Origin of the sequence: Bradyrhizobium sp. SEMIA (genome assembly GCF_014844175.1) — a bacterium.
Classification (GTDB): Bacteria; Pseudomonadota; Alphaproteobacteria; order Rhizobiales; family Xanthobacteraceae; genus Bradyrhizobium; species Bradyrhizobium arachidis.
The window spans coordinates 1143726-1164556 of record NZ_CP046601.1 but is presented as its reverse complement, the minus strand read 5'-3'; the positions used below and the strand labels follow the sequence as shown (position 1 = coordinate 1164556).

Annotated in this window: 18 protein-coding genes and 2 pseudogenes; 7 read left to right on the top strand and 13 right to left on the bottom strand. The window is 66.1% G+C overall.

Annotation, left to right across the window (positions count from 1 at the left end):
- Positions 1 to 15 precede the first annotated feature (15 nt).
- Complete coding sequence (locus tag FOM02_RS05570; protein WP_027560583.1) at positions 16 to 1314, bottom strand: MFS transporter; 1299 nt, start codon at positions 1312 to 1314, stop codon at positions 16 to 18.
- Between the two features lie 182 nt (positions 1315 to 1496).
- Between FOM02_RS05570 and FOM02_RS05565 the strand changes: the two are divergent.
- Together FOM02_RS05565 and FOM02_RS05560 are read left to right on the top strand one after the other, a co-directional pair.
- Positions 1497 to 2431, top strand: a pseudogene (locus FOM02_RS05565) (LysR substrate-binding domain-containing protein).
- A 37-nt stretch (positions 2432 to 2468) separates the two neighbouring features.
- Positions 2469 to 3293 (top strand): aspartate dehydrogenase, encoded by an 825-nt coding sequence (locus FOM02_RS05560; protein WP_027560581.1) that lies wholly within the window; start codon positions 2469 to 2471, stop codon positions 3291 to 3293.
- A 170-nt stretch (positions 3294 to 3463) separates the two neighbouring features.
- Here FOM02_RS05560 and FOM02_RS05555 read toward each other — a convergent pair whose 3' ends face one another.
- From FOM02_RS05555 to FOM02_RS05520, 8 genes are all read right to left on the bottom strand, one after another.
- Positions 3464 to 4768: a PQQ-dependent sugar dehydrogenase gene (locus FOM02_RS05555; RefSeq protein WP_027560580.1), complete on the bottom strand. Its 1305-nt coding sequence runs from the start codon at positions 4766 to 4768 to the stop codon at positions 3464 to 3466.
- A gap of 225 nt (positions 4769 to 4993) precedes the next feature.
- The gene (locus FOM02_RS05550) at positions 4994 to 5203 is read right to left on the bottom strand and encodes a hypothetical protein (protein WP_027560579.1); all 210 of its coding nucleotides are present in this window, start codon (positions 5201 to 5203) and stop codon (positions 4994 to 4996) included.
- A 308-nt stretch (positions 5204 to 5511) separates the two neighbouring features.
- Positions 5512 to 6138: a methyltransferase family protein gene (locus FOM02_RS05545; protein ID WP_027560578.1), complete on the bottom strand. Its 627-nt coding sequence runs from the start codon at positions 6136 to 6138 to the stop codon at positions 5512 to 5514.
- Positions 6139 to 6165: 27 nt separating this feature from the next.
- The gene (locus FOM02_RS05540) at positions 6166 to 7197 is read right to left on the bottom strand and encodes an NAD-dependent epimerase/dehydratase family protein (RefSeq protein WP_027560577.1); all 1032 of its coding nucleotides are present in this window, start codon (positions 7195 to 7197) and stop codon (positions 6166 to 6168) included.
- 29 nt (positions 7198 to 7226) lie between these two features.
- Positions 7227 to 7745, bottom strand: a complete 519-nt coding sequence (locus FOM02_RS05535) for a DUF962 domain-containing protein (protein ID WP_027560576.1) — start codon at positions 7743 to 7745, stop codon at positions 7227 to 7229.
- Between the two features lie 171 nt (positions 7746 to 7916).
- A complete protein-coding gene (locus FOM02_RS05530) occupies positions 7917 to 8591 on the bottom strand; it encodes an OmpA family protein (RefSeq protein WP_027560575.1) in 675 nt (224 codons plus the stop codon).
- Positions 8591 to 9007 carry a hypothetical protein gene (locus FOM02_RS05525; protein WP_027560574.1) on the bottom strand — a complete coding sequence of 139 codons (417 nt, stop codon included), beginning with the start codon at positions 9005 to 9007 and terminating at the stop codon, positions 8591 to 8593. The genes FOM02_RS05530 and FOM02_RS05525 overlap by 1 nt, the downstream gene beginning before the upstream one ends.
- 88 nt (positions 9008 to 9095) lie before the next feature.
- Positions 9096 to 9386, bottom strand: a complete 291-nt coding sequence (locus FOM02_RS05520; RefSeq protein ID WP_027560573.1) for a type II toxin-antitoxin system HicB family antitoxin — start codon at positions 9384 to 9386, stop codon at positions 9096 to 9098.
- A 23-nt stretch (positions 9387 to 9409) separates the two neighbouring features.
- Here FOM02_RS05520 and FOM02_RS05515 point away from each other — a divergent pair, with 23 nt between their 5' ends.
- Positions 9410 to 10291: a hypothetical protein gene (locus tag FOM02_RS05515; protein WP_141263087.1), complete on the top strand. Its 882-nt coding sequence runs from the start codon at positions 9410 to 9412 to the stop codon at positions 10289 to 10291.
- Between the two features lie 25 nt (positions 10292 to 10316).
- On the opposite strand, the gene FOM02_RS05510 is transcribed toward FOM02_RS05515, so the two are convergent.
- The gene (locus tag FOM02_RS05510) at positions 10317 to 12896 is read right to left on the bottom strand and encodes an ATP-dependent helicase (RefSeq protein ID WP_027560571.1); all 2580 of its coding nucleotides are present in this window, start codon (positions 12894 to 12896) and stop codon (positions 10317 to 10319) included.
- Between the two features lie 239 nt (positions 12897 to 13135).
- Between FOM02_RS05510 and FOM02_RS05505 the strand changes: the two genes are divergently transcribed.
- Positions 13136 to 13309, top strand: coding sequence for a DUF1328 domain-containing protein (locus FOM02_RS05505; RefSeq protein WP_011089300.1), 174 nt, complete (start codon positions 13136 to 13138; stop codon positions 13307 to 13309).
- Here the strand turns inward: FOM02_RS05505 and FOM02_RS05500 are convergent, their stop codons facing one another.
- On the bottom strand, positions 13310 to 13816 hold the full coding sequence (locus tag FOM02_RS05500; RefSeq protein ID WP_027560570.1) for a thioesterase family protein: 507 nt from the start codon (positions 13814 to 13816) through the stop codon (positions 13310 to 13312). It lies immediately after the preceding gene.
- An 86-nt stretch (positions 13817 to 13902) separates the two neighbouring features.
- Here FOM02_RS05500 and FOM02_RS05495 point away from each other — a divergent pair, with 86 nt between their 5' ends.
- The 3 genes from FOM02_RS05495 (at position 13903) to FOM02_RS05485 (ending at position 17230) form a co-directional block, all read left to right on the top strand.
- Positions 13903 to 15327 (top strand): FAD-binding oxidoreductase, encoded by a 1425-nt coding sequence (locus FOM02_RS05495; protein ID WP_027560569.1) that lies wholly within the window; start codon positions 13903 to 13905, stop codon positions 15325 to 15327.
- Between the two features lie 90 nt (positions 15328 to 15417).
- Positions 15418 to 16755, top strand: a complete 1338-nt coding sequence (locus FOM02_RS05490; RefSeq protein WP_265441494.1) for a Spy/CpxP family protein refolding chaperone — start codon at positions 15418 to 15420, stop codon at positions 16753 to 16755.
- A 112-nt stretch (positions 16756 to 16867) separates the two neighbouring features.
- A complete protein-coding gene (locus tag FOM02_RS05485) occupies positions 16868 to 17230 on the top strand; it encodes a hypothetical protein (protein WP_027560567.1) in 363 nt (120 codons plus the stop codon).
- Between the two features lie 5 nt (positions 17231 to 17235).
- On the opposite strand, the gene FOM02_RS05480 is transcribed toward FOM02_RS05485, so the two are convergent.
- On the bottom strand, positions 17236 to 18915 hold the full coding sequence (locus tag FOM02_RS05480) for a SulP family inorganic anion transporter (RefSeq protein WP_027560566.1): 1680 nt from the start codon (positions 18913 to 18915) through the stop codon (positions 17236 to 17238).
- 152 nt (positions 18916 to 19067) lie between these two features.
- A pseudogene (locus tag FOM02_RS05475) lies at positions 19068 to 20575 on the bottom strand (caspase family protein).
- Positions 20576 to 20831: the final 256 nt, after the last annotated feature.

Sequence of the window (20831 nt, the reverse complement as noted above, 5' to 3'; positions counted from 1 at the left end):
GCTCCGTTTGGGGTGTCAGTGGGATTGCGGGACGGGTTCGACGGGCGCAGTCTTTGCGCGCGACAATAGCAAAGTGAGGGCTGCGGAGAGAACGAGCAGGCCGCTGACGAAATAGAGCCCGCCGACAAAGCTGCCGGTCTGGTCCTTGATCCAGCCGATCATGGCGGGGCCGACGAAGCCGCCGAGATTGCCGATCGAGTTGATGGTGGCGATGCCGGCGGCAGCCGCGGGGCCGGACAGGAACAGCGTCGGCATGCTCCACAGCGGCGGCTTGGCCGAGGAGATGCCGATGTTGACGAGCGTCAGCGCGAGCAGCACGGCGACGACGCCCGCGGCAAGTCCGGCATAGGCGAGGCCCGCGGCCGCAATCAGGCAGGCCCACACGACGTGCCAGGTGCGCTCGCCGGTGCGGTCCGAATGCCGGGCCCACAGGATCATGGCGACGACGGCGGCGGTTGCCGGCAATGCGTTGAGGAAACCGACCTGGAGCGAGGACAGGCCGAACTGCTTGATGATCTGCGGCGCCCAGACGCCGAGCGTGTAGAGGCCGGCCGAGGTGCCGAAATAGATCAGCGACAGCGCCAGCACGCGGGGATCGGCGAGCCCGCGCCAGATGCTGTGGCTTGCGGTCGCGGCCTTGCTGGTGGTCTCCGCATTCATGGTCTCGACCAGCCAGCGACGCTCGTCCTCGGCAAGCCATTTTGCTTTCTCGGGGCGATCGGTGAGAAAGCCCAGCACGACGAAGCCGAGCAGCACGGCCGGCAACGCCTCGAGCACGAACAGCCATTGCCAGCCCTTGAAGCCGAGCAGACCGTCCATCTCCAGCAGCGCGCCTGAGATTGGCGAGCCCAGCACCGTCGAGAGCGGCGCGGCCGCCATGAACAGCGCGGTCACCGCGGCGCGCTGGCGCGCCGGGAACCAGTAGGAGAGATAGAGGATGATGCCGGGGAAGAAGCCGGCCTCGGCGACGCCGAGCAGGAAGCGCAGGATGTAGAAGCTGGTCGCCCCTTGCACGAACGCCATTGCGGCCGAGACGAGACCCCAGGTGATCATGACCCGCGCGATCCATATCCGCGCACCGACCTTGTGCAGGATGATGTTGGAGGGCACCTCGAACAGGAAATAGCCCCAGAAGAAGATGCCGGCTCCAAAGCCGTAGACCGCGGGCGACAGGCCGATGTCCTTGTTCATCGTCAGCGAGGCAAAGCCGATGTTGACGCGGTCGATGAAGGCCACGAAGTACAGCAGCATGATGAAGGGAACGATGCGCCAGGTGATCTTGCGCAGCACGCGCGTCTGAATCTCGCTCGCCACCCTGGCCTCCTCAGGTTCCGGTTTGTTGTTGTGTCGGCGGACCCGGAAGGTCGATGCCAGCAGCAAGCCTAGGCGGGGGCAGGAGGCATACTCAATTGGCGCTGGTTTATACAAAAAAATGATATAATCCTCGCCGGGCGTGCTTCCACGGCGTCATGGCCGTGTGGACGAGAGGACGGCGAATGGAATTGCATCAGCTTCGATGCTTCGTGGCGGCGGCCGAGCAGCTGCATTTCGGCCGCGCGGCGCAGCAGCTCCAGATGCTGCCCTCGGCGCTCGGCCGGCAGATCAGGCTGCTGGAGGAAGACCTCGGCACGCGGCTGTTCGCGCGGACGACGCGCGCGGTGTCGCTGACAGATGACGGCACGACGCTGCTGCGCGATGCCCGCGCCATCCTCGCCAGGGTCGAGGCGGTCGAAAGCAATTTGCGCAACCGCCCGCGTGCGGGAGCCGCGCGGCGGCTGCGGGTTGGCGCCATCGACAGTGCGGCAGCCGGGCTCTTGCCGCCGCTCTTGCGTGATTTCCGCGCCAGGCATCCGGAAATTGCGGTGCAGCTGCTGGAGGACAAGACCGTCCGGCTGCTGCCGAAGATTTTGACCGGCGCGCTCGATCTCGCCTTCGTCCGTCCGCCCGATCGTGCGGACAAGCGGCTCGAATTCCGCGATCTGCTCCAGGAGACCGCCATCGTTGCGTTCCCGCAGCGGCATGCGTTGGCCGCGCGCAAATCGATCACGCTCGCCGACATCGCCGACGAGGCGATGCTGGTGCCGGACCGCCGTTCGCGGCCGCACAGCCACGACCTCACGATCAAGCTGTTCGAGCAGGCCGGGTTGACGCCGCGCATCGTGCAGGTCGCCGACGAGAAGCAGACCATCATCAACTTGGTGGCAACCAGGCTCGGCGTTGCCATCGTGCCGCGCTGGACCACGCGGATGGCGGTCTCAGGCGTGCGCTTCGTGCCGCTGCGACTGAGGAAGACCGGCCCGGTCGGCCGCCTGCCGCTTGCCGCCGCCTGCCGCTTGCCGCCGCCTGGCTGCGCGGCTCGCGCGACCCGGCCCGCGATGCCATGCTGGCGGTGCTGGAGGCGCGCCTGCGCAGCTATGCGCGGGAAGCGTGAGGGGCTATGACGTAGGCTTGGACCAAAGGTGGATGCGATGACTGAACCGAAAGCGCCGAACGAGTTGCAGGTTGCCATCGCCGGATTGGGCTCGATCGGCACCAAGATCGCGACCGCGCTGGATCAGGGCATCGAAGGATTGGCGCTGTCCGCGGTGGCCGTGCGCGATCCCGCCAAGCATCAGGCCTTTCTGGGCAGTTTGCGCCGCCCACCGAAAGTCATGCCCATCGACCAGCTCGGCGACGCCGCCGACATCGTGGTCGAATGCGCGCCGAGCAATCATCTGCGCTCCATCGTCGAGCCCGCGGTGAAGCGGGGCAAAGCCGCGGTCGTGGTCAGCGTCGGTGGCCTGCTCGACAATTTCGACCTCGTTGATCTTGCCCGCGCCAATGGCGGCCGCATCCTCGTGCCGACCGGCGCACTGATCGGCCTCGATGCCGTCAACGCCGCCGCGGTCGGCACCATCCATTCGGTGAAGATGGTGACGCGCAAGCCGATCGACGGTCTGAAGGGCGCACCGTTCATCGTTCAGAACAACATCGACATCGACAATCTGCGCGAGCCGCTGAAACTGTTCGAGGGCAGCGCGCGCGAGGCGGCGAAGGGCTTCCCCGCGAACGTCAATGTCGCTGTTGCGCTGTCGCTGGCGGGCATCGGGCCCGATCGCACTCAGATGCAGGTCTGGGCCGACCCCACCGTGACGCGCAATGTTCACCGCATCGAGGTGGAGGCGGATTCGGCGCGGTTCTCGATGGGCATCGAGAACGTTCCGTCCGAGAACCCCAAGACGGGAATGATCACCGCGCTGTCCGTGATCGCGCTGCTGCGCAAGCAGCGCGCCACGCTGTGCGTGGGGACGTAATGGGGTGAGGCTTCATAGCGCCGGTGGTGGTGCGCTCCCTCCCCCGCTTGCGGGGGAGGGTTGGGGAGAGGGTGTCTCCGCAACGAAGAAGAAAAGCCTCACCCGGCGCGTTGCGCCGACCTCTCCCGCAAGCGGGAGAGGTGCACCTAGCCCGTGGCGCCTATCTCGTCTTACGCCCCCGTCACGCGCCAGATCACGTTGCCGACGTCGTCGGCCATCAGCAGCGACTTCTTGTCGGGGCCGATCACGACGCCGACCGGACGGCCGTAGGATTCCTTCTCGTCCGGCGACAGGAATCCCGACAGGATGTCGCGACCGGGGCCGGACGGCTTGCCGTTCGCGAACGGGATGAACACCAGCTTGTAGCCGGACAGCGTGCTGCGATTCCACGAGCCGTGCTGGCCGATCACCATGCCGTCTCCGAAGCCGGGCAGGGTCCCTGCGGGCATCCAGCACAGGCCGAGCGAAGCCGTGTGGCCGCCGAGCGCGTAGTCCGGCTGCAGCGCCTTGGCCACCATCGCCGGATCCTGCGGCACGCGGTCGTCCACCGTCTTGCCCCAGTAGCAATAGGGCCAGCCATAGAAGCCACCGTCGCGCACCGAGGTCAGGTAATCGGGCGGCGTCTCGTCGCCGAGGCCGTCGCGCTCGTTGACGACGGTCCAGAGCACGCCCGTGTTCGGCTCCCACGCAAGGCCCACGGGATTGCGCAGGCCCGCACCAAAGATGCGATGCGTGCCGGCGGCGAGATCGAGCTCGTAGACCGCGGCGCGGCCTTCCTCGACTTCCATGCCCATCTCGGCGATGTTGCTGAGCGAGCCGACGCCGGCATAGAGCTTCTTGCCGTCGGGGCTTGCAAGCAGGCTGCGCGTCCAGTGGCCGCTCGGCTTGAACGTGGTGAGCCGCTTGCCCGGCGCGGTGATGCGGTCGGCGTTGGCGACATAAGGGAAGGCCATCACGCCGTCGGTGTTACCGACGTAGAAGGTGTCGCCGACCAGCGCCATGCCGAACGGCTGGTTGAGATTCTCCATGAAGGCGCCGCGGACTTCGGCGACGCCGTCGCCGTCCTTGTCGCGCAGCAGCGTGATGCGATTGGCGGACACGCCGAGCGCGGCGGCGCGCCGCATCGTCGCCTGCATCGCGTAGTGAAACACGCTGCGCGGGGGACCTGCGATCTGCGTCGCTTCGGCGATCAGCACGTCGCCATTGGGCAGCACCTCGATCCAGCGCGGATGGTCGAGGCCGCTCGCGAATGCGTTGACCTTGAGGCCGGGCGCGACGGTCGGCTTGTGGCCCTCGCTCCAGCCGCGCGCGGTCGGCATCTTCAGGGTCGGGATCGCGCCTTGCGGCTTGGCTTCGGGAATGGCGGGCGTCTGGCCCCAGGCCGGCGCGGGCTCGGTGCCCGACAGTTTGCGCCATTGCAGCGCGATGCCGCCGAGTAACGCGACGAACTGCGCGAAGATGCTGGAAAAAGTCATGAGACGCCCCTGTCGAATCCTGCGGCACCGTCCAACGCCGATCGCCAAAAACCCCGCGCGGGCTCAGGCCTGATCGCCGACCTCTCCAGATCAACGATGAAATGTCGTCGTGCCTCGTTGCGCGCGCATCCAACTGGTTGGCGGTAAAAAGGTCAACCGCCAGGGAACTCGACGGACATCTATTCCCGCGGAATGGCAGCCGGCCAATTTTGCATGGAGAGAAGATCAGCGGCCGATCTGCCGCTCCAGCCGCCGCGCCGCGCGAAAGTCATCGAGGTGATGGACGTTGGGCGCGAGCGCAGCCTCGCGGGACAGCAGATGATAGACCCGCGCCACCGTGCGCTGCTTCTGCTTGGAACGCCCGGGCGGCAGCGCCCGCGCCTTACGGACGGCGGCGATCGCATGCGCGCGGAAATAATCGTAGGCGTCCGACATGGTTTGATGCTCGGCTCGATGCTCTGCTTCTGGTGCAGGTGTCGAGGGCTAACGGACGAGTGGAGGGGCGGTTCCGTGGCGGAATGTTCCGGGCTCGCGACGCATCCCCGTCATCCTGAGGTGCGAGCCATGTGGCGCACGGCGCCGCATGGGGAGCCTCGAAGGATGGACGGCCCGGCTGCATCTCGGCCGTGCATCCTTCGAGCTCGGCTCGCGATGCATCCGCATCGCAAGCCTCGCACCTCAGGATGACGGGGCTAGTAGCAGCGTTGCACTGAGAAAGCGGGAGGCGGAAGCCGAAGCCGCGCTCACCGCGGCGACGTGAACGGGATGATCATCGGCACACGGCGGCAATAGGCGCCGTAGGCGTCCTCGCCGAGCTCCTTCGACAGGAACACCTCTTCCATCCGGCCCTTCTGCCACATGCCGAGCGAGATCAGGATGGCGCCGAGGATCGTCGTTACGCTGCCGATCGCGAAGCCGGTGACGAGCATGCCGAAGATCAAACCGGTGTAGATCGGGTGACGCACGATGCCATAGGGGCCGGTGTCGATAACGCGGTGATCTTCCTTGTGGGTGATGGTGTTGGACCAGAATTTTCCGAGATGCAGCCGGCCCCACCAGGCGAAGGCGATGCCGGCGGCCGAGAGGACCGCGGCGATGTAGATGCCGGCGTTGCCGAGCACCCAGAGCGGCTTCCAGCCCAAGACCTCCGCAATGAACGGCGTGTACAGGATGCCGCCGATCAGGATCGGCAGGCGATAGCGCTGCGACTCCAGCGTCATGACCTGCTTCTTGGTCTGCCCCTGCCAGAACGAGGCGCCGACCCAGCTGGCGAGAAAGGCGAGCCAGATTAGGGCCAGGAGTTCGGTCGGCCAGGTCGTGGTCCAGCCACCCCAGGCCACGGAGAGAAGCTTGCTGAAATCGAAGGACATTAAGGTTCTTTGCGTTGGGCGGCGGCTTCAGCCCGCGCGCGAGGACAGCGCGTGATGCTCGATGGCGCCGGAGGGCTGCTGGCCGTTGCGGGCGAGCAGATGGGTGATGGTTTCGCGCAGCACCGGCTCGATCGGGCGTGGCGAATAGCCGAGCTCGTTACGGGCTTTCCCGATCGAAAGATCGCTCGCGGCGAGCGCGATGCGCACGCCCTCGGCAGTGCCGTTCGGCGGCCGGCGCGTGATGTGGTCGGAGATGGATTCGAGCATGATCGCGGAGAGCTCGGCGATCTTGCCGGGCACGACGATCGGAAACTGCCGGCGGCCGCTCATCGCCGACATCATCCGCAGGATGCGGCCGAGCGGGACGCAGTCGCCGCCGAGAATGTAGCGCTGGCCGAGGCGGCCGCGCTCCATGGTCAGCACGAGGCCCATGGCGACGTCGCGGACGTCGACCAGATTGACCAGGAAGTTGAGATGCGGCTGCACCTTCTTCTGGAGGAAGTACCAGAGCATCGCGGTCGGCGGCGTCAGATTGTGGTCGGCGGCGCCGATCGGCATGGTCGGCGTGCCGATGACCAGCGGGAAGCCGCTGGCTGCGGCCTTCGCCGCAAAATGCTCGGCGAGCGACTTCGAGCGCGTATAGGCGCCGGGCATCGCATCGGCCGGCTGCAGCGCCTCCTCGGCGGCAATGCCGCCCAGGTCGGAATAGGGGAACAGGATCGATTCCGTCGAGCAGTGCAGGAAGCGCGACACGCCGCGCTTCATCGCGGCTGCGAGCACCACCTCGGTGCCGCGGCAATTGACGTCGTGAAAATCCTGCTTGTTGGCAACCCACATGCCGGGCAGGCCGGCGAGGTGATAGACCTGATCGACGCCCGCGACGGCAGCGTCGACCGCGGCGCCGTCCAGCACCGAGCCATGGACATATTCAACGTCGGCGTTCGCCGCGGCCGGCGCACGGACATCGAGAACGCGTACCCGCTGCCCACGGGCGCGGAGCGCTTCTACGAGGTGATGTCCGATGAAGCCGCTGCCACCGGTAACCAGTACGAGAGCCATGCAGAAGGTTTGCCGTTTCGCTTCTAGAGCTATCGGGTTGAAAGGGAATTGGCCGGAACAGGCGCCAGAATCGCGGCAAGGTCGCGACGGAAGCCCAATGCAATGAACAATTTCGCCATGACAAACATCGGTCCAAGCAGGAAATGCGTGGGATGGTCCACCATCGACGGCTGCCGTTCCTCGAAAACCTTGTGGCCGACGATCTGGGATGCGACGCCAAAGCCGATCAGCGCCGCAAAAATCGACCACATCATGACGATCGAGACCTGATTGCCGATCGCGGTTGCGACCGAAAGCAGCACGATCATCGCGGCGAGGATGCCGAGCCCGATCCCGGCGTCCAGCATCAGCCAGTAGACCAGCACCGGCAGTGCCAGGATCACCGCCAGGCTCACCTCGACCCCAAACACGGAGAAATGCACGAGAGTCAGCGGCAGCACGGCGCCGGTGAACAGCAGCAGGATACCGACCACGTGCATCGCGCAGTTCCAGGGATCGCGATGATATTCGACGTAGTCCGCCAGTTGGCGTTGAAAATAACTGGCCATCTCGGTCTCGTGCATCGTGGGGTTGGGAAGGGCGAGAACAGGCTATAGCACCTGACAGGGCGGTGCACAAACCGGCCCTATCGTCGCGCAAAACCGTGTTGTCGCGCTGTGAGACAGGTCACAAAACGGAAGAACTTCAAGGGGTTCCGCCAGGCGCCGAGAGGTGCATCCTCAGCGCTTCTTGGCGGGCTTTTTCGCCGCAGGCGCAGGCGCTGCCGCCGGATGCGCGGGCGCTTCCTCCGGCACCTTGGCGAAGGTCAGGATTTGCAGCTGGCCGTTCACCGCCGAGGTCGGCTTGGCCCGGTCGAGAAACTGCTCCTCGCCGAGGCCGATCGGATGCAGTCGCTTGGTCGATATCTTGAACGTGTTCACCAGCACGTCGCGGATTGCATCCGCCCGGCGCTGGCTCAGGATCGCGTTGGCCTCGCGGGTCTTCTGGTTGGATTCGACATGGCCGACGATCAGGAAGGTGTAGGGCAGCAACGAGGAATGAACCAGCGCGTCGGCGATGCGGCCGACGGTCTGGTAGGACGCCGGCTGGATGATCGGCGTGTCGGCGTCGAACTGGATCTGCGCATTGAAGGCGGGCAGCTTGGCGAGATCGGGCGCGATCGGCGGCCGGTTCACCGGACCCGGATCGTTCTTGATCCTGGCCTTGGCGCGCTCCATCACCTGCTGCTTCAGCGCAGGGAGATCAACCTCGGGCGCCTCCTCGAAATGGTTGAGCTTGGCGACGATGTCGTCGCGGGTCGGCGCTGCCGCCGTCTGCGCGTGGGCTGGGTCCGCGAGCAAGGCGAGACCGAGCGCGATGCCGATTCCGGCGGTGGAGAGCCAGGGCGCGCGCATCAGCGATACCCCGCGTCGTCGACGGCCTTCAGGCAGTTGTTGCTGATGCCCTTGGGCGTCGAGACCAGGCAGGGGACCGACTTGCTGGTCTCCTTGGTCGAGCCGCCGCAGACCTTGACGATCTCGCGCTGGCAGGCGTTCGCCACGGTGACGCGCGCGGCGATGCGTTTCTGGATGGCGTCGAAGACGCTGAGATAGTCACTCGCGCATTGCTGGGAGAGCACGTCGCGGTTGCGCGACAGGCACTCCTTCAGCCGGGTCGAATCCGGGTTGACGCCGCGGCAATTGGCGACGATTTCGGCGCCGCAGCTCGCCGCCAGCTTTCCGATCGAATCGCCAAAGCTCATGGTCTCCGCCGCCGCAAGCGACGGCATCCCCAATGCCAGCAAGATCAGTGTGATGGAGCCCCGGACCATATGTGCATCTGATACGGGGAAGTTCGCGGTGGTCAAGGGCTGTTCGCCCCGGAACGGTCGAGAGTCCGGCGAGTGCGGCGAACAGTCCTCACTCCGTGGCCTCAGTGAGGGGTGGCCATTCGATCAGGACGGCCGTGTGTTTCCTGAGGTCCTCGGCGAACTCCGGATCGGCCTTGAGTTCGTCCAGCGTTCTCGGCGGGGGAAGCTCGCGGCCGTCCTCAATCAGCTCCTGCGCATAGAAGGCGAGCGCCTCGGGCGCATTCTCCAGGGCCTCGTCGGCATCATCGCCGCCGGAAATGCAGCCGGGCAGATCGGGAAACCACAGGCTGACGGCGTCGTCCGGACCGGCGTCTTCGATGATGGCGACGTAGTGAGGCATGGCAGGACTGGTGGCCTCGATGGTTGTGCCGCCCGGTTTCGTTCAATTATGAATACCGCATCTCAGGAGGCAAGCAATTGACCAAATTGACTCTGGCTGAAGGCGCCGGCTCATTCGTGTTTTGTGATGATGGTGCCGTCCCCTCGCCACGCACGATGCGAGTCTTTTCGTTCTGCCCCCGATCGCGCAATGCGCACACACGCATTATCGTGGCGATGCATGGCGTCGATCGCGCTGCCGCGGCGTTTCGCGATCTGCTCGCTCCTCAGGCCGAGCGCAACGGGCAAATCGTGCTGGTGCCGGAGTTCGATCCCGAGCAGTTCCCGGGCATCCCCGCATACAATTTCGGTGGCGTGCGACTCCCGCCGCCGGACAATACGGTCCAGCCGCGCGATCATTGGAATTTCGGGGTCATCGACCGGCTGTTTCACTATGTCCGGGATGCGATCGGGTCCAGCCGGGAGACCTTCGGACTGTTCGGCAATTCCGCGGGGGCTCAGTTCGTCCTGCGCTATCTCGCGCTCAACGAGGCCGCTTCGGTCGACCTTGCCGTTGCCGCCAATTGCGGATGCTACATGCTGCCGAATCTCGCCAAGGATTATCCCGACGGCATGGGAGGGATTGGCCTCAGCCCAAGTCATTTACAGAAATATCTGGGGCGCTCGCTCGTCATCCTGCTGGGCGATGCCGACAACGACCCTGATGCTCACGACCTGCCGCGCTGGGACGAGGCGATGGCCCAGGGGCCTCACCGCCTCGCGCGTGGTCTCTGGCATTTCGAACACTGCACGAAGCTCGCCAGCAGCCTCGATGTGGCGCTGGGCTGGCGGCTCGAAATTGCGCCGGGTGCCGGGCACGTCGACCAGCTGATTTACGACCAGGGCGCCAACATCCTGAACGGCTGAGTGGATGGCCTTGTGTGCAAGGGTCTCACGCCCTCTGCACAAAGCTGTCCACGACCTTCTTCTCGCCGGCCTTGTCGAAGGCGATGGTGAGCTTGTTGCCGTCGATCTTGGTGACGTGGCCGTAGCCGAATTTCTGGTGGAAGACGCGGTCTTCGAGCGAGAATTCCGAGGTCGTGCCGGTCGATTTGGCGACCAGCTCGCCCTCGATCGTGAGGGGGCCGCGGCGGCGCGAGGAGAAGCTGCCGAAATCGGGGCCGGATGACGAGGCGGACGAGAACGACGCGGTCTCTTCCTCGAAGCCGCCGCTTTGGCTGCCGCCAGTGCGGCCGCCGCCACGGTTGCGGTTGGCCTGGGCGCGCTGCCAGCCCGGCGTCGAATAGCTGGAGCCGAACGCCTCCATGTCGTCGAAGCGCGAGGCGCCATAGCCACCGGCGCCGCCCCAGGCCGAGCCGCCCTTGGATTCCGTGATCTCGACATTGGCCGCGGGCAATTCGTCGAGGAAGCGCGACGGGATCGTGGTCGACCAGGTGCCGTGGATCCGGCGATTGGTGGCGAAATAGATCATGGCGCGGCGGCGGGCGCGGGTGAGGCCGACATGGCCGAGCCGGCGTTCCTCTTCGAGGCCGGCGCGGCCCTGTTCGTCCAGCGTGCGCTGGCTCGGGAACAGGCCTTCTTCCCAGCCGGGCAGGAACACGTTGTCGAATTCGAGGCCCTTCGCCGAGTGCAGCGTCATCAGCGACACCGCGTCGTCCTCGGCGCCGCCCTCGCGGTCCATCACCAGCGAGATGTGCTCCAGGAACCCTTGCAGGTTCTCGAACTCCTCCATCGAGCGCACCAACTCCTTGAGGTTCTCGAGCCGGCCGGCGGCATCGGCCGAACGGTCCTTCTGCCACATCTCGGTGTAGCCGCTCTCGTCGAGCACGATCTGCGCCAGCTCGGTGTGCGAGGTGACCTCGCGCTGGGCGCGCCAGCGGTCGAACTGGGCGACGACGTCGCGCAAGCTTCCGCGCGCCTTCGGCTTCAGCTCGTCGGTCTCGACCACCGCGCGCGCCGCCTCGAACAGCGGGATGCGGCGCTTGCGGGCGTGGTCGTGCAGCATCTGAATGGTGGCGTCGCCGAGCCCGCGCTTAGGCACGTTGACGATGCGCTCGAAAGCGAGGTCGTCGGCCGGCGAGTTGATGACGCGCAAGTAAGCCAGCGCGTCGCGGATTTCGGCGCGCTCATAGAAGCGCGGGCCGCCGATGACGCGATAGGGCAGGCCGAGCGTGACGAAGCGGTCTTCGAATTCGCGCATCTGGTAGGAGGCGCGCACCAGGATCGCGATCTCGTTGAGCTTCTCGCCCTTGCGCTGGATCTGCTCGATCTCCTCGCCGATGCCGCGGGCTTCCTCTTCGGAATCCCACGAGCCCGTCACCGTGACCTTCTCGCCGTCCTGGTCCTCGGTGCGCAGCGTCTTGCCGAGCCGGCCTTCATTGTGCGCGATCAGATGGGAGGCGGCGGCAAGGATGTGACCGGTCGAGCGGTAGTTGCGCTCGAGGCGAATGACTTTTGCGCCCGGGAAATCGTGCTCGAAGCGCAGGATGTTGTCGACCTCGGCGCCGCGCCAGCCATAGATCGACTGGTCATCGTCACCGACGCAGCAGATGTTTTTCGTCTTCTCCTTCTCCCCGCTTGCGGGGAGAAGGTCGGGATGAGGGGGAGTCTCCACGAGCTCGGTCTGCGGAGAGTCCCCCTCACCCGCATCGCTTCGCGATGCAACCTCTCCCCGCACGCGGGGAGAGGTGAAAGAAGGCGCCTGCGACAAGAGCCGCAGCCACAGATACTGTGCGACGTTCGTATCCTGATACTCGTCCACCAGGATGAATTTGAAGCGCTGCTGGTACTGCCGCAAGATATCCGGGTGCTCGCGGAAGATGCGGATGTTCTCCAGCAGCAGGTCGCCGAAATCGGCGGCATTCAAGATCTTCAGCCGCTCCTGATAGCTCGCATAGAGCTTGCCGCCCTTGCCGTTGGCGAAGACAGCGGCCTCGCCCGAGGGGACCTGCGAGGGCATCAGGCCGCGGTTCTTCCAGCCGTCGATCAGGCCGGCGAGCATGCGTGCGGGCCAGCGCTTGTCGTCGATGTTCTCGGCCTGGAGCAGCTGCTTGAGCAGCCGTACCTGGTCGTCGACATCGAGCACCGTGAAGTTCGACTTGAGCTGCGCCAGCTCGGCATGGAAGCGCAGGATGCGCCCGCCGATGGAGTGGAAGGTGCCGAGCCATGGCATGCCTTCCACGGCATGGCCGAGCATCTGGCCGAGCCGGTGCTTCATCTCGCGCGCGGCCTTGTTGGTGAAGGTCACCGACAGGATCTCGGCGGGCCGGGCGCGGCCCTGGCTCAGGATGTGGGCGATGCGCGTCGTCAGCACGCGCGTCTTGCCGGTGCCGGCGCCGGCCAGCACCAGGACCGGACCGTCCAGCGTCTCCACCGCCTCGCGCTGCTCCGGATTGAGCCCGGACAGATATTTCGGGCCCACGGAGGCGCGTGCACGCGCGGCGATGCCGCCGGCTGCGGGCTGGTGGTCGGGAACGCTGGTAATCTTGCTCGGCTCGGTCATGCGAATCATTTGGCCCCACGATGGCACCGCGGGGTGACGGGAGGGAGCCTTCTTAACAGGGATTGCTGCCTATATGGGGCACCGGGACGGGGTTTTCCACGTACGCGGCGGCCCGATTTGTTCCCGAAAGCCGGGCCAATTTCCACCGGGCCGGGTGGGGAACCATCGTTCCCACGTCGAGATTGTCTGGGCAGGTGGCGCGGTCAGCCGCGTCGATCGCAGACAGACATCAAGACGAGGTTTTCGCCATGCTAGGCTGGGTTGTGACGTTTCTGGTTATCGCACTGATCGCCGGCATCCTGGGCTTCGGCGGCATCGCCGGCGCTTCGATCGAGATCGCCAAGATCATCTTCTTCATCGCGGTCGTTCTGTTCCTGGTCTCGGCCGTGGTCGGATTGGCGCGTGGCCGCACCAGAATATAGCTAGCGCTTCGAGGGCATCGCCACGTTGCGGCCGATGCCCTCGGGCCGCGGCACGGCGCTGTGGGCCTTGGTGACCGCAACGACGCGCTCCCGGACATCAGGCGGAAACGGCGCAACGCGCCGCGCATTCATATCCATGTGCAGCGACATGTTCTCCGAGGTCGCCGACAGCCAGCCCTCGGTCGCGTGCCGCATCTCCTCGAATGTGTGCAGCCGCTTGTCGTCAGCGGCGAGCAGCCAGACGAGGATCTGCACGGGATCGCCGAGGTGGATTTCGCGCAAGTACCGCACGTGGCATTCAGCGGTGAAGGTCGAGCCGTGGCGCTCCTTCTTGTACGCCGGACCCATTCCCAGCTCGAGCCAGAGCTCGTCGATCGCCCGGTCGAACATGACGTTGTAGTAGGCCATGTTGAGATGGCCGTTATAGTCGATCCATTGCGGCTCGATCTGCATGATCGAGGCGCGGAACGGCTCTGCGGCGGGCTTCGAAGCGGCACTCTCCGGCATGTTTCATTCCCTGGGTATGCGTCCGGTCGCTTGACTTGACCGGCTTTATGTCCTTTGCCACGGTTCTTCTGTCGGGAGGAATGTCCGTGGGTACGACCATCACCAATAATCCGCCGCGGGTCGAGCCGAAAGCCCTCGCAAGCGCGCTGGAGCAGCTTGCCGCGCGCTTCGGCAACCGCCTCATCACCTCGCAGGCCGTCCGCGAGCAGCACGGCCATACCACCACGTGGATCGTCAACCAGCCGCCGGACGGCGTGGTGATGGCGCAGGAGACCGCCGACATCCAGGACGTGGTGCGGATCTGCGCCAAGAATCGCGTCCCCGTCATTCCCTTCGGCACCGGCACCTCGCTCGAGGGCCAGGTCAACGCGCCCGCCGGCGGCATCTCGATCGACCTGCGCGACATGAACAAGGTGCTCGCCGTGCATGCCGAGGATCTCGACTGCGTGATCCAGCCCGGCGTCACCCGCAAGGCGCTCAACGAACATCTGCGCGACCAGGGCCTGTTCTTCCCGATCGATCCCGGCGCGGATGCTTCGCTCGGCGGCATGGCCTCGACCCGCGCCTCCGGCACCAACGCGGTGCGCTACGGCACCATGCGCGACAGCGTGCTGGCGCTGAAGGTCGTCCGCGGCGACGGCGAGATCATCACCACGGGCACGCGCGCCAAGAAATCCTCCGCCGGCTACGACCTGACGCATCTGTTCGTCGGCGCCGAGGGCACGCTCGGCATCATCTCGGAACTCACAATCCGGCTCCGCGGCATCCCTGACACGATCGCGGCCGGCGCGGTGTCGTTCGAGACCGTGCACGGGGCGTGTCAGGCCGTGATCCTGGCGATCCAGACCGGCATTCCCGTCGCGCGCATCGAGCTGCTCAACACTGCGCAGGTGAAGGCCTGCAACGCCTATTCCAAGCTGACGCTGCCGGAGACACCGCTGCTGTTGATGGAATTCCACGGCAGCGAGGTCGAGGTCGCCGAGCAGTCGAAGGCGTTTGGCGAGATCGCCAAGGAGTGCGGCGGTGGCGATTTCTCCTGGACTACCAAACCGGAGGACCGCACAAAACTGTGGCAGGCGCGGCACGACGCCTATTGGTCCGTGAAGGCGCTGCGCCCCGGCGATAGCATCGGCGTGGTTGCGACCGACGTCTGCGTGCCGATCTCGCGCCTTGCCGATTGCGTCAGCGAGACCGAGGAAGATCTCAAACGCCTCAACCTGCTGTCGCCGATCGTCGGCCATGTCGGCGACGGCAATTTCCACTGCTCGCTGGTCTGCGACACCAACGACGCCGCCGAGATGGCGCGCGGCGAGGAGTTCATGCATCGCCTCGTCGAGCGCGCGCAGGCGATGGACGGCACCTGCACCGGCGAGCACGGCATCGGCCAGGGCAAGCAGAAATATCTCAAGGCGGAACTCGGTCCGGAGGCGATCGAAGCGATGCGCGCGCTGAAGCAGGCGTTCGATCCGCTCAACATCCTCAACCCCGGCAAGATCGTGCCGGAGGCGTAGCGCGCGGCCCGGGAACTTTCGGCAGCCAAGCCGGTTCCAATTCCCGACAAGTTCCGATGCCTCAATGGCGCGGCTTTGCGGGAGGATGCGATGTTGCGACCGGTCATTGCAATTGCCGTGATGGCGCTTGCCTGCATGCTGGCAGGGACGGCTCTGGGCAAGGGCGGACACGGTGGCGGACACGGCGGTGGTCATGGTGGTGGTCACGGCGGCGGCCATGGCGGAGGTCACGGCGGCGGGCATGGTGGAGGCCATCACGGCGGCGGCCATTTTCACGGCCACGGCTTCGGGCATGCACATGGTGGCGGTCATCATCGCGCGATGCGGTTTGCAACCGGCGCCCGACACGGCCCCAACTTCGGTCAGATCCGCAATGCGTCCGTCCGCCCTGCGCATTTCCGCAACGCGTTCAACGCGCATTCCGGCGCTTTCCGCAACGGTCGCCTGATCGGCAACCCGGCGGCGCGCGCCCAGATCACGGCTGCGGCCGCGCTCGCCGGCTGGCACGGCGCCAGCAGCGGATGGTGGCAACACGCGGGTGGCGGTTACGGCTGGGTCGGACCGCTGTTCTGGCCGTTCGCCTATAACGATCTCTACGACTACACGATCTGGGGCGACGGCCTCGGCTTCTGGGGCTACGGCTATCCGGACATCTATGCCGGCCTGTTCGGACCTTATGGCTATGACGGACTGTCGGCCTATCTGCCGCAGCGCCCGCAGGGACGACGGCAAGCGCGAGGCGTTGCGCTGGATCAGCTTTGCGGCAGCGACCGCCGCGAGATCGTCGGTCTGCCGATCGATCAGATCGCCGCGGCGGTGCAGCCGACCGAGGCGCAAGGCGCCAATCTCGATGCGCTCGGCAATGCTTCGATTGACGCTGCAGCGCTGATCCGCGCGTCCTGTCCGTCGCAGGTCGCAGCGACGGCACCCGGCCGGCTGGCGGCGATGCAGCAGCGTGTCGAGGCGATGGTGAAAGCCGTCGATCTCGTTCAGCCCGCCCTCGACAGCTTCTATGGCTCGCTCACCGACGAGCAGAAGGCGCGGTTCAATGCCCTGGCCGAAGATCAGCGCCGCGCGACAGCTTCTAGCGGCAGTGGGGGATCGCTGGTCCAGACCTGCGGCGCGACTGCTGCGCTTGATTGGCCCGGCGCCGACATCGAGGCGAGGCTTCACCCCAACGATACGCAGCGCGCCGCACTGCAGGTGCTCCAGGACACCAGCGCCAGGGTCAGCGCATCGCTCAAGTCGGCCTGCCAGCCAAGCGAGGTGATGACCCCGCCGGCGCGAATGGCCGCGGTCCGCAAGCGGCTCGATGTGATGCTCGACGGCGTCAAGTCGGTGCGCGCGGCGCTGGAGGATTTCTACGCCACGTTGAATGACGAGCAGAAGGCGCAGTTCGAGGCCATCGGACCACGCCGAACGTCCTGAAGACGTCAAGATCCTGCGGAAAAATCGCCTCGCTGATCTTGATCGGCCTCTCTATGCTGGGGAGGCTGAAGCGCGGCGATATGGCGGCTCGAAGATCGCGGATGGTGGGGCGATGACGTGGTTCGCGCGCAAGACGCGACAGGACATCTGGGACGAGGCGATCGAAGCACCGCTCGGTGACATCGAGGCCGCCGCGCGCATCCGCGCGATCTGTGACGCTGCGGCTCCGAGCGCCGCCGGCTCGGCTCGTAACGACAAGCGCGACAGCGAACGCTACGAGCGCGCCGCCAAGGTCGCGATGGAGATCGCGATGAAGATCTCGGACGACCTGATGCGCGACGACGCTGTCCGTCGCATCGTCGATCTCTGCATGACGGCTGGCGATCTCAAGACCGCGCAGATCCTGTTCCGCGCCATTCACGCGAGCTGGATCCGCGAGACGGTGCAGCGGGATCATCCGACATTGGCATCGTAGAACGGTTACTTCGCCAGCTTCCGCACAGCCTCGTCCACGCTGTGGAAGACGTGCTCGCGGGGCAGGGCATCGAACAGTCTGAACCGCTCGAACGCGTCCTGCGCGCGCACCGATTCCAGCCGCGCCAGCGCGACGGTAACGCCCTGTTCGCTGCATACCTTGAACACGTCGAGCAATATCTGCGCGGCGGTGAAGTCGATCTCGACCATGCCGCTCGCCTCCAGCACCAAGAGTTGCGGCGTCGCCGTGCCGAGCACCTTGCTCACGTCGCTGCGGAAACCCGGCGCGTTGAGAAACGACAGCGGCGCCTGCAGGCCAATCACGGCAACGCCGGCGATGCGCTCGCCGGGGAGGTGCGGATGCGCCGGCCACCAGATGGTGGTGCCCGGCACGCGCTCGAACTCGACCAGCCTGGCGCGCGTGGTGCTCCAGATGCCGTGCAGCAGCGACAGTGCGATGCCGAGGAAGGCGCCCTGCTGGATCGGCAGTACGATGATCAGCGCGGCGGTGGCCACGATCAGCAGGAACTCGCCGAACGACTGCCGGTAGATCGTGGCGATCTGCTTGGCGCGGATGATGCGCAGCGCCACGAACAGCAGGATGCCGCCCAGCGCGGCGTCCGGCACGTGCTGCAACAGCCCGGTGCCGAACGCGAGTAGCGCCAGCACGATCACTGCTGCGGCAAGGCCCGCAAGCTGCGACTGCCCGCCGGTCTCGGCGACAATGCCCGTCCGCGGCGGGCTGGCATTGACCGGAAACGCGCCGAACAGGCCGGCCAAGACGCTGCCGGCCCCCGCGCCGAGGAAATCGCGGTCGACATCGGCCGGCTTATCAGGATCGGACGGGAACGAGCGCGTCGTCGCGGCGGTCTGCACCATCACCACGACCGTGATGACGAAGGCGAGTGGCACCAGCCGCACCCACAGCTCCGGCGCAAGCTCGGGGAAGGTCGGCCGCGGCAACGTGCCGGGCACGCTGCCGACGACGCTGACGCCCTTGCTTTCGAGGCCGAGCGCGATCGTGGCCAGCGTCGCGCCGACCAGCCCGATCAGTGCGCCCGGAATTTTCGCGCTGATCTTCTCGGAGATGAAGACCACGGCGAGCACACCGAAGCCGATACAGAACGTGATGGGATTGGTTCGGCCGATCTCGCTTGCGAGCACGCCGATGCGATCGAGCGTCGGCCCGCTCGGCGATGGCAGCCCGAGCACACCCGGCAGTTGGGACACGATGATGTGGACGGAGATGCCGGCGAGGAAGCCGACCATGACCGGCACCGACAACAAATTGGCGATGCCGCCGAGCCGGAATGCGCCGCCCGCCAGCATCATCGCGCCGACCATCAGCGCCAGCGCGATCGCGAGGCCCTGATATTCCGGCGTACCGGCCGCAGCCAGCGCAGCGAGTCCGCCGGCGAAGATCGGCGTGATCGTGGAATCGGCGCCGCAGGACAGAAAGCGGTTGCCGCCGAGCAGCGCAAATCCCAGCGAGCCCGCCATGAAGGCGAAGAAGCCGATCTGCGGCGCAAAACCGCCGAGCCGCGCGGTCGCCATCTGCTCGGGGATCGCGATCGCCGCCAGCGTCAGCCCCGCCATCAGATCGCCGGGCAGGGCGTAGGACGCGAGCGAGCTGAACAGCGGCCAGGCGTGCTTCGATGATCCCTTGGCGTGAGCGTCGTGCGGCATTGATGGGTCGTCTCCGGAAAGGCTGGCGGTGGCCGATCAGACTACAGCATTTCCGGAGAGGAGAGCGGCGGATCGAGCCACTTCTCCGTCATCAACAAGAATGTCCGCAAGCCATGGGCTTGCGGACATTCTTCGCAGTGCGGTGGACTGCCTCAGTACCGGCCGCGGTCGTTGTGGTAGTCGCCGCCGCGGCCGCCACCCATGCCCATGCCGATGCCGATCCCAATGCCGATGCCTTGCATGATGGCGCCGGGCGGTGGGCCGCGATCCGGCGGTGGTGCGCGCTCGTAGACCACTTCGTCGGGCGGCGGCCGGCGCGGCTTCGGCGGTGTCTCGACCACCTTGCGCTTCGGCGGGGTCTCGTCGACCTTGCGCTTTGGCGGCGTGTCGTCGACGCGCTTCTTGATGATGGGCGCCACGTCGGGGTTGACCGGCGAAGCCGGGCCCGTCGGCGTCGAGCACGGGCAGGTCGGCGCCAATGCGACGGCGATCGGGGCAGGGGCCGCCGCGGCCGCGACCGGCAAGGCATAGTTGCGGTTCTGAACCCGGAGCAGCAGCCTGCGCGCGGTAGCAGCCAGGTCGCTGTTGTCCCAGTTGGCGAGATAGGCCTCGAACGAGGCGCGGGTGTTGATGGCGGTGGCGCGCTCCCAGGCCAGCATCTGGCGCCGACGCTCCAGCACGGTGCGCAAGCGCGGTGTGCGGGCGTCCTGAGCGTAGAGCTCGATATAGGCTTGATAGGCCTGCACGGTGTCGTCAGCGATCACGATCTCATAGGCCGCCTTGGCGTCCTTGCCCTGCAAATCCTTGCGCCAGTCCTCGACGCTGCGTGTGCCGCTGGCGAGCGCCATCGATGATGCGCCCGGCAGGGACGACGAACTGCTCTCGCCGCCGAAGAACCTGAAATCGGTCGTCAGCGAGGAGCTTTCCCAGGGGATCTGCCGTCCGTCGGTCGATTGCGCCACCGCGACGCGGATGCGCTTGAACACTTCCTCGATCGGCAGGTTCGGCTGCTTAGCGATGGCCAGCGCGGCCGTGGTGTAGGGGCTGTCGATGCCGTTGCCATCCTCGGCTTCCGCGCCCGGCGAGGTCGAATAGGAGATGAACGAGCCGGGCGCGCCGGCCTTGGTGTCGACGATCGCAAGCCCATGGCCGGCGCGCTGAGCGCGGGGAACGGATTGTTGCGGCAGGCGTCCAGCATGAAGATGCGCGCCCGCGTCGGCAGCGCGCCGAGCGTGTTGAGCAGGTCGTTGAGCCGCACGCCCTGGAGCGGAATGTCGGCCTCGCGCTTGGGGTCGAGGTCGACGGGCACCAGATAGTTCTCGCCGTCGATCTGCAGGCCATGGCCGGCATAAAACACCAGCGCGACGGTGTCGGCGCCGCTGGCGCTGACCTTGCCGGCGAAATCCGAGATCGCCGCGCGCATCTCGTTCTGACCGAGATTGGCTGCCGTGGTGACGGTGAAGCCGGCATTGCCGAGCAGCTCGGTCATGCCCTTGGCGTCGTTGGCGGCATTGGGCAGTTCCGGCACGGTGCGATAGGCGGACTGGCCGATCACGAGCGCGAGCCTTGCTTCGGCGGCGGCCTCCGTCGGTGTCATCAATTGCGTGAATGCAAGAAGGCCGGATGCAAGAAGCAAATTGCAAAGGACTGGACGGCGCATGGTGTCACCTCCATCGGCAATGCGCGCGATGATGTCACCTTTTCTACGTCTGTGCCATGACACTGTCTGTGCGCTGGATCACGCTGCCCGCTGCGGCAAAATGGGGCAGGGCGTCTGCCGGAGCGGGAAGCATCGTTCTGGCGCCATCCATGTGAATTGCGCATTGATCCATGCGCCAATTGGATTGATCCCCGCCGCTGCATGGCGTGCTCTCTCACGTCCCGCGCCGTGGGCCCATCCGCATCGCGAATCCCGC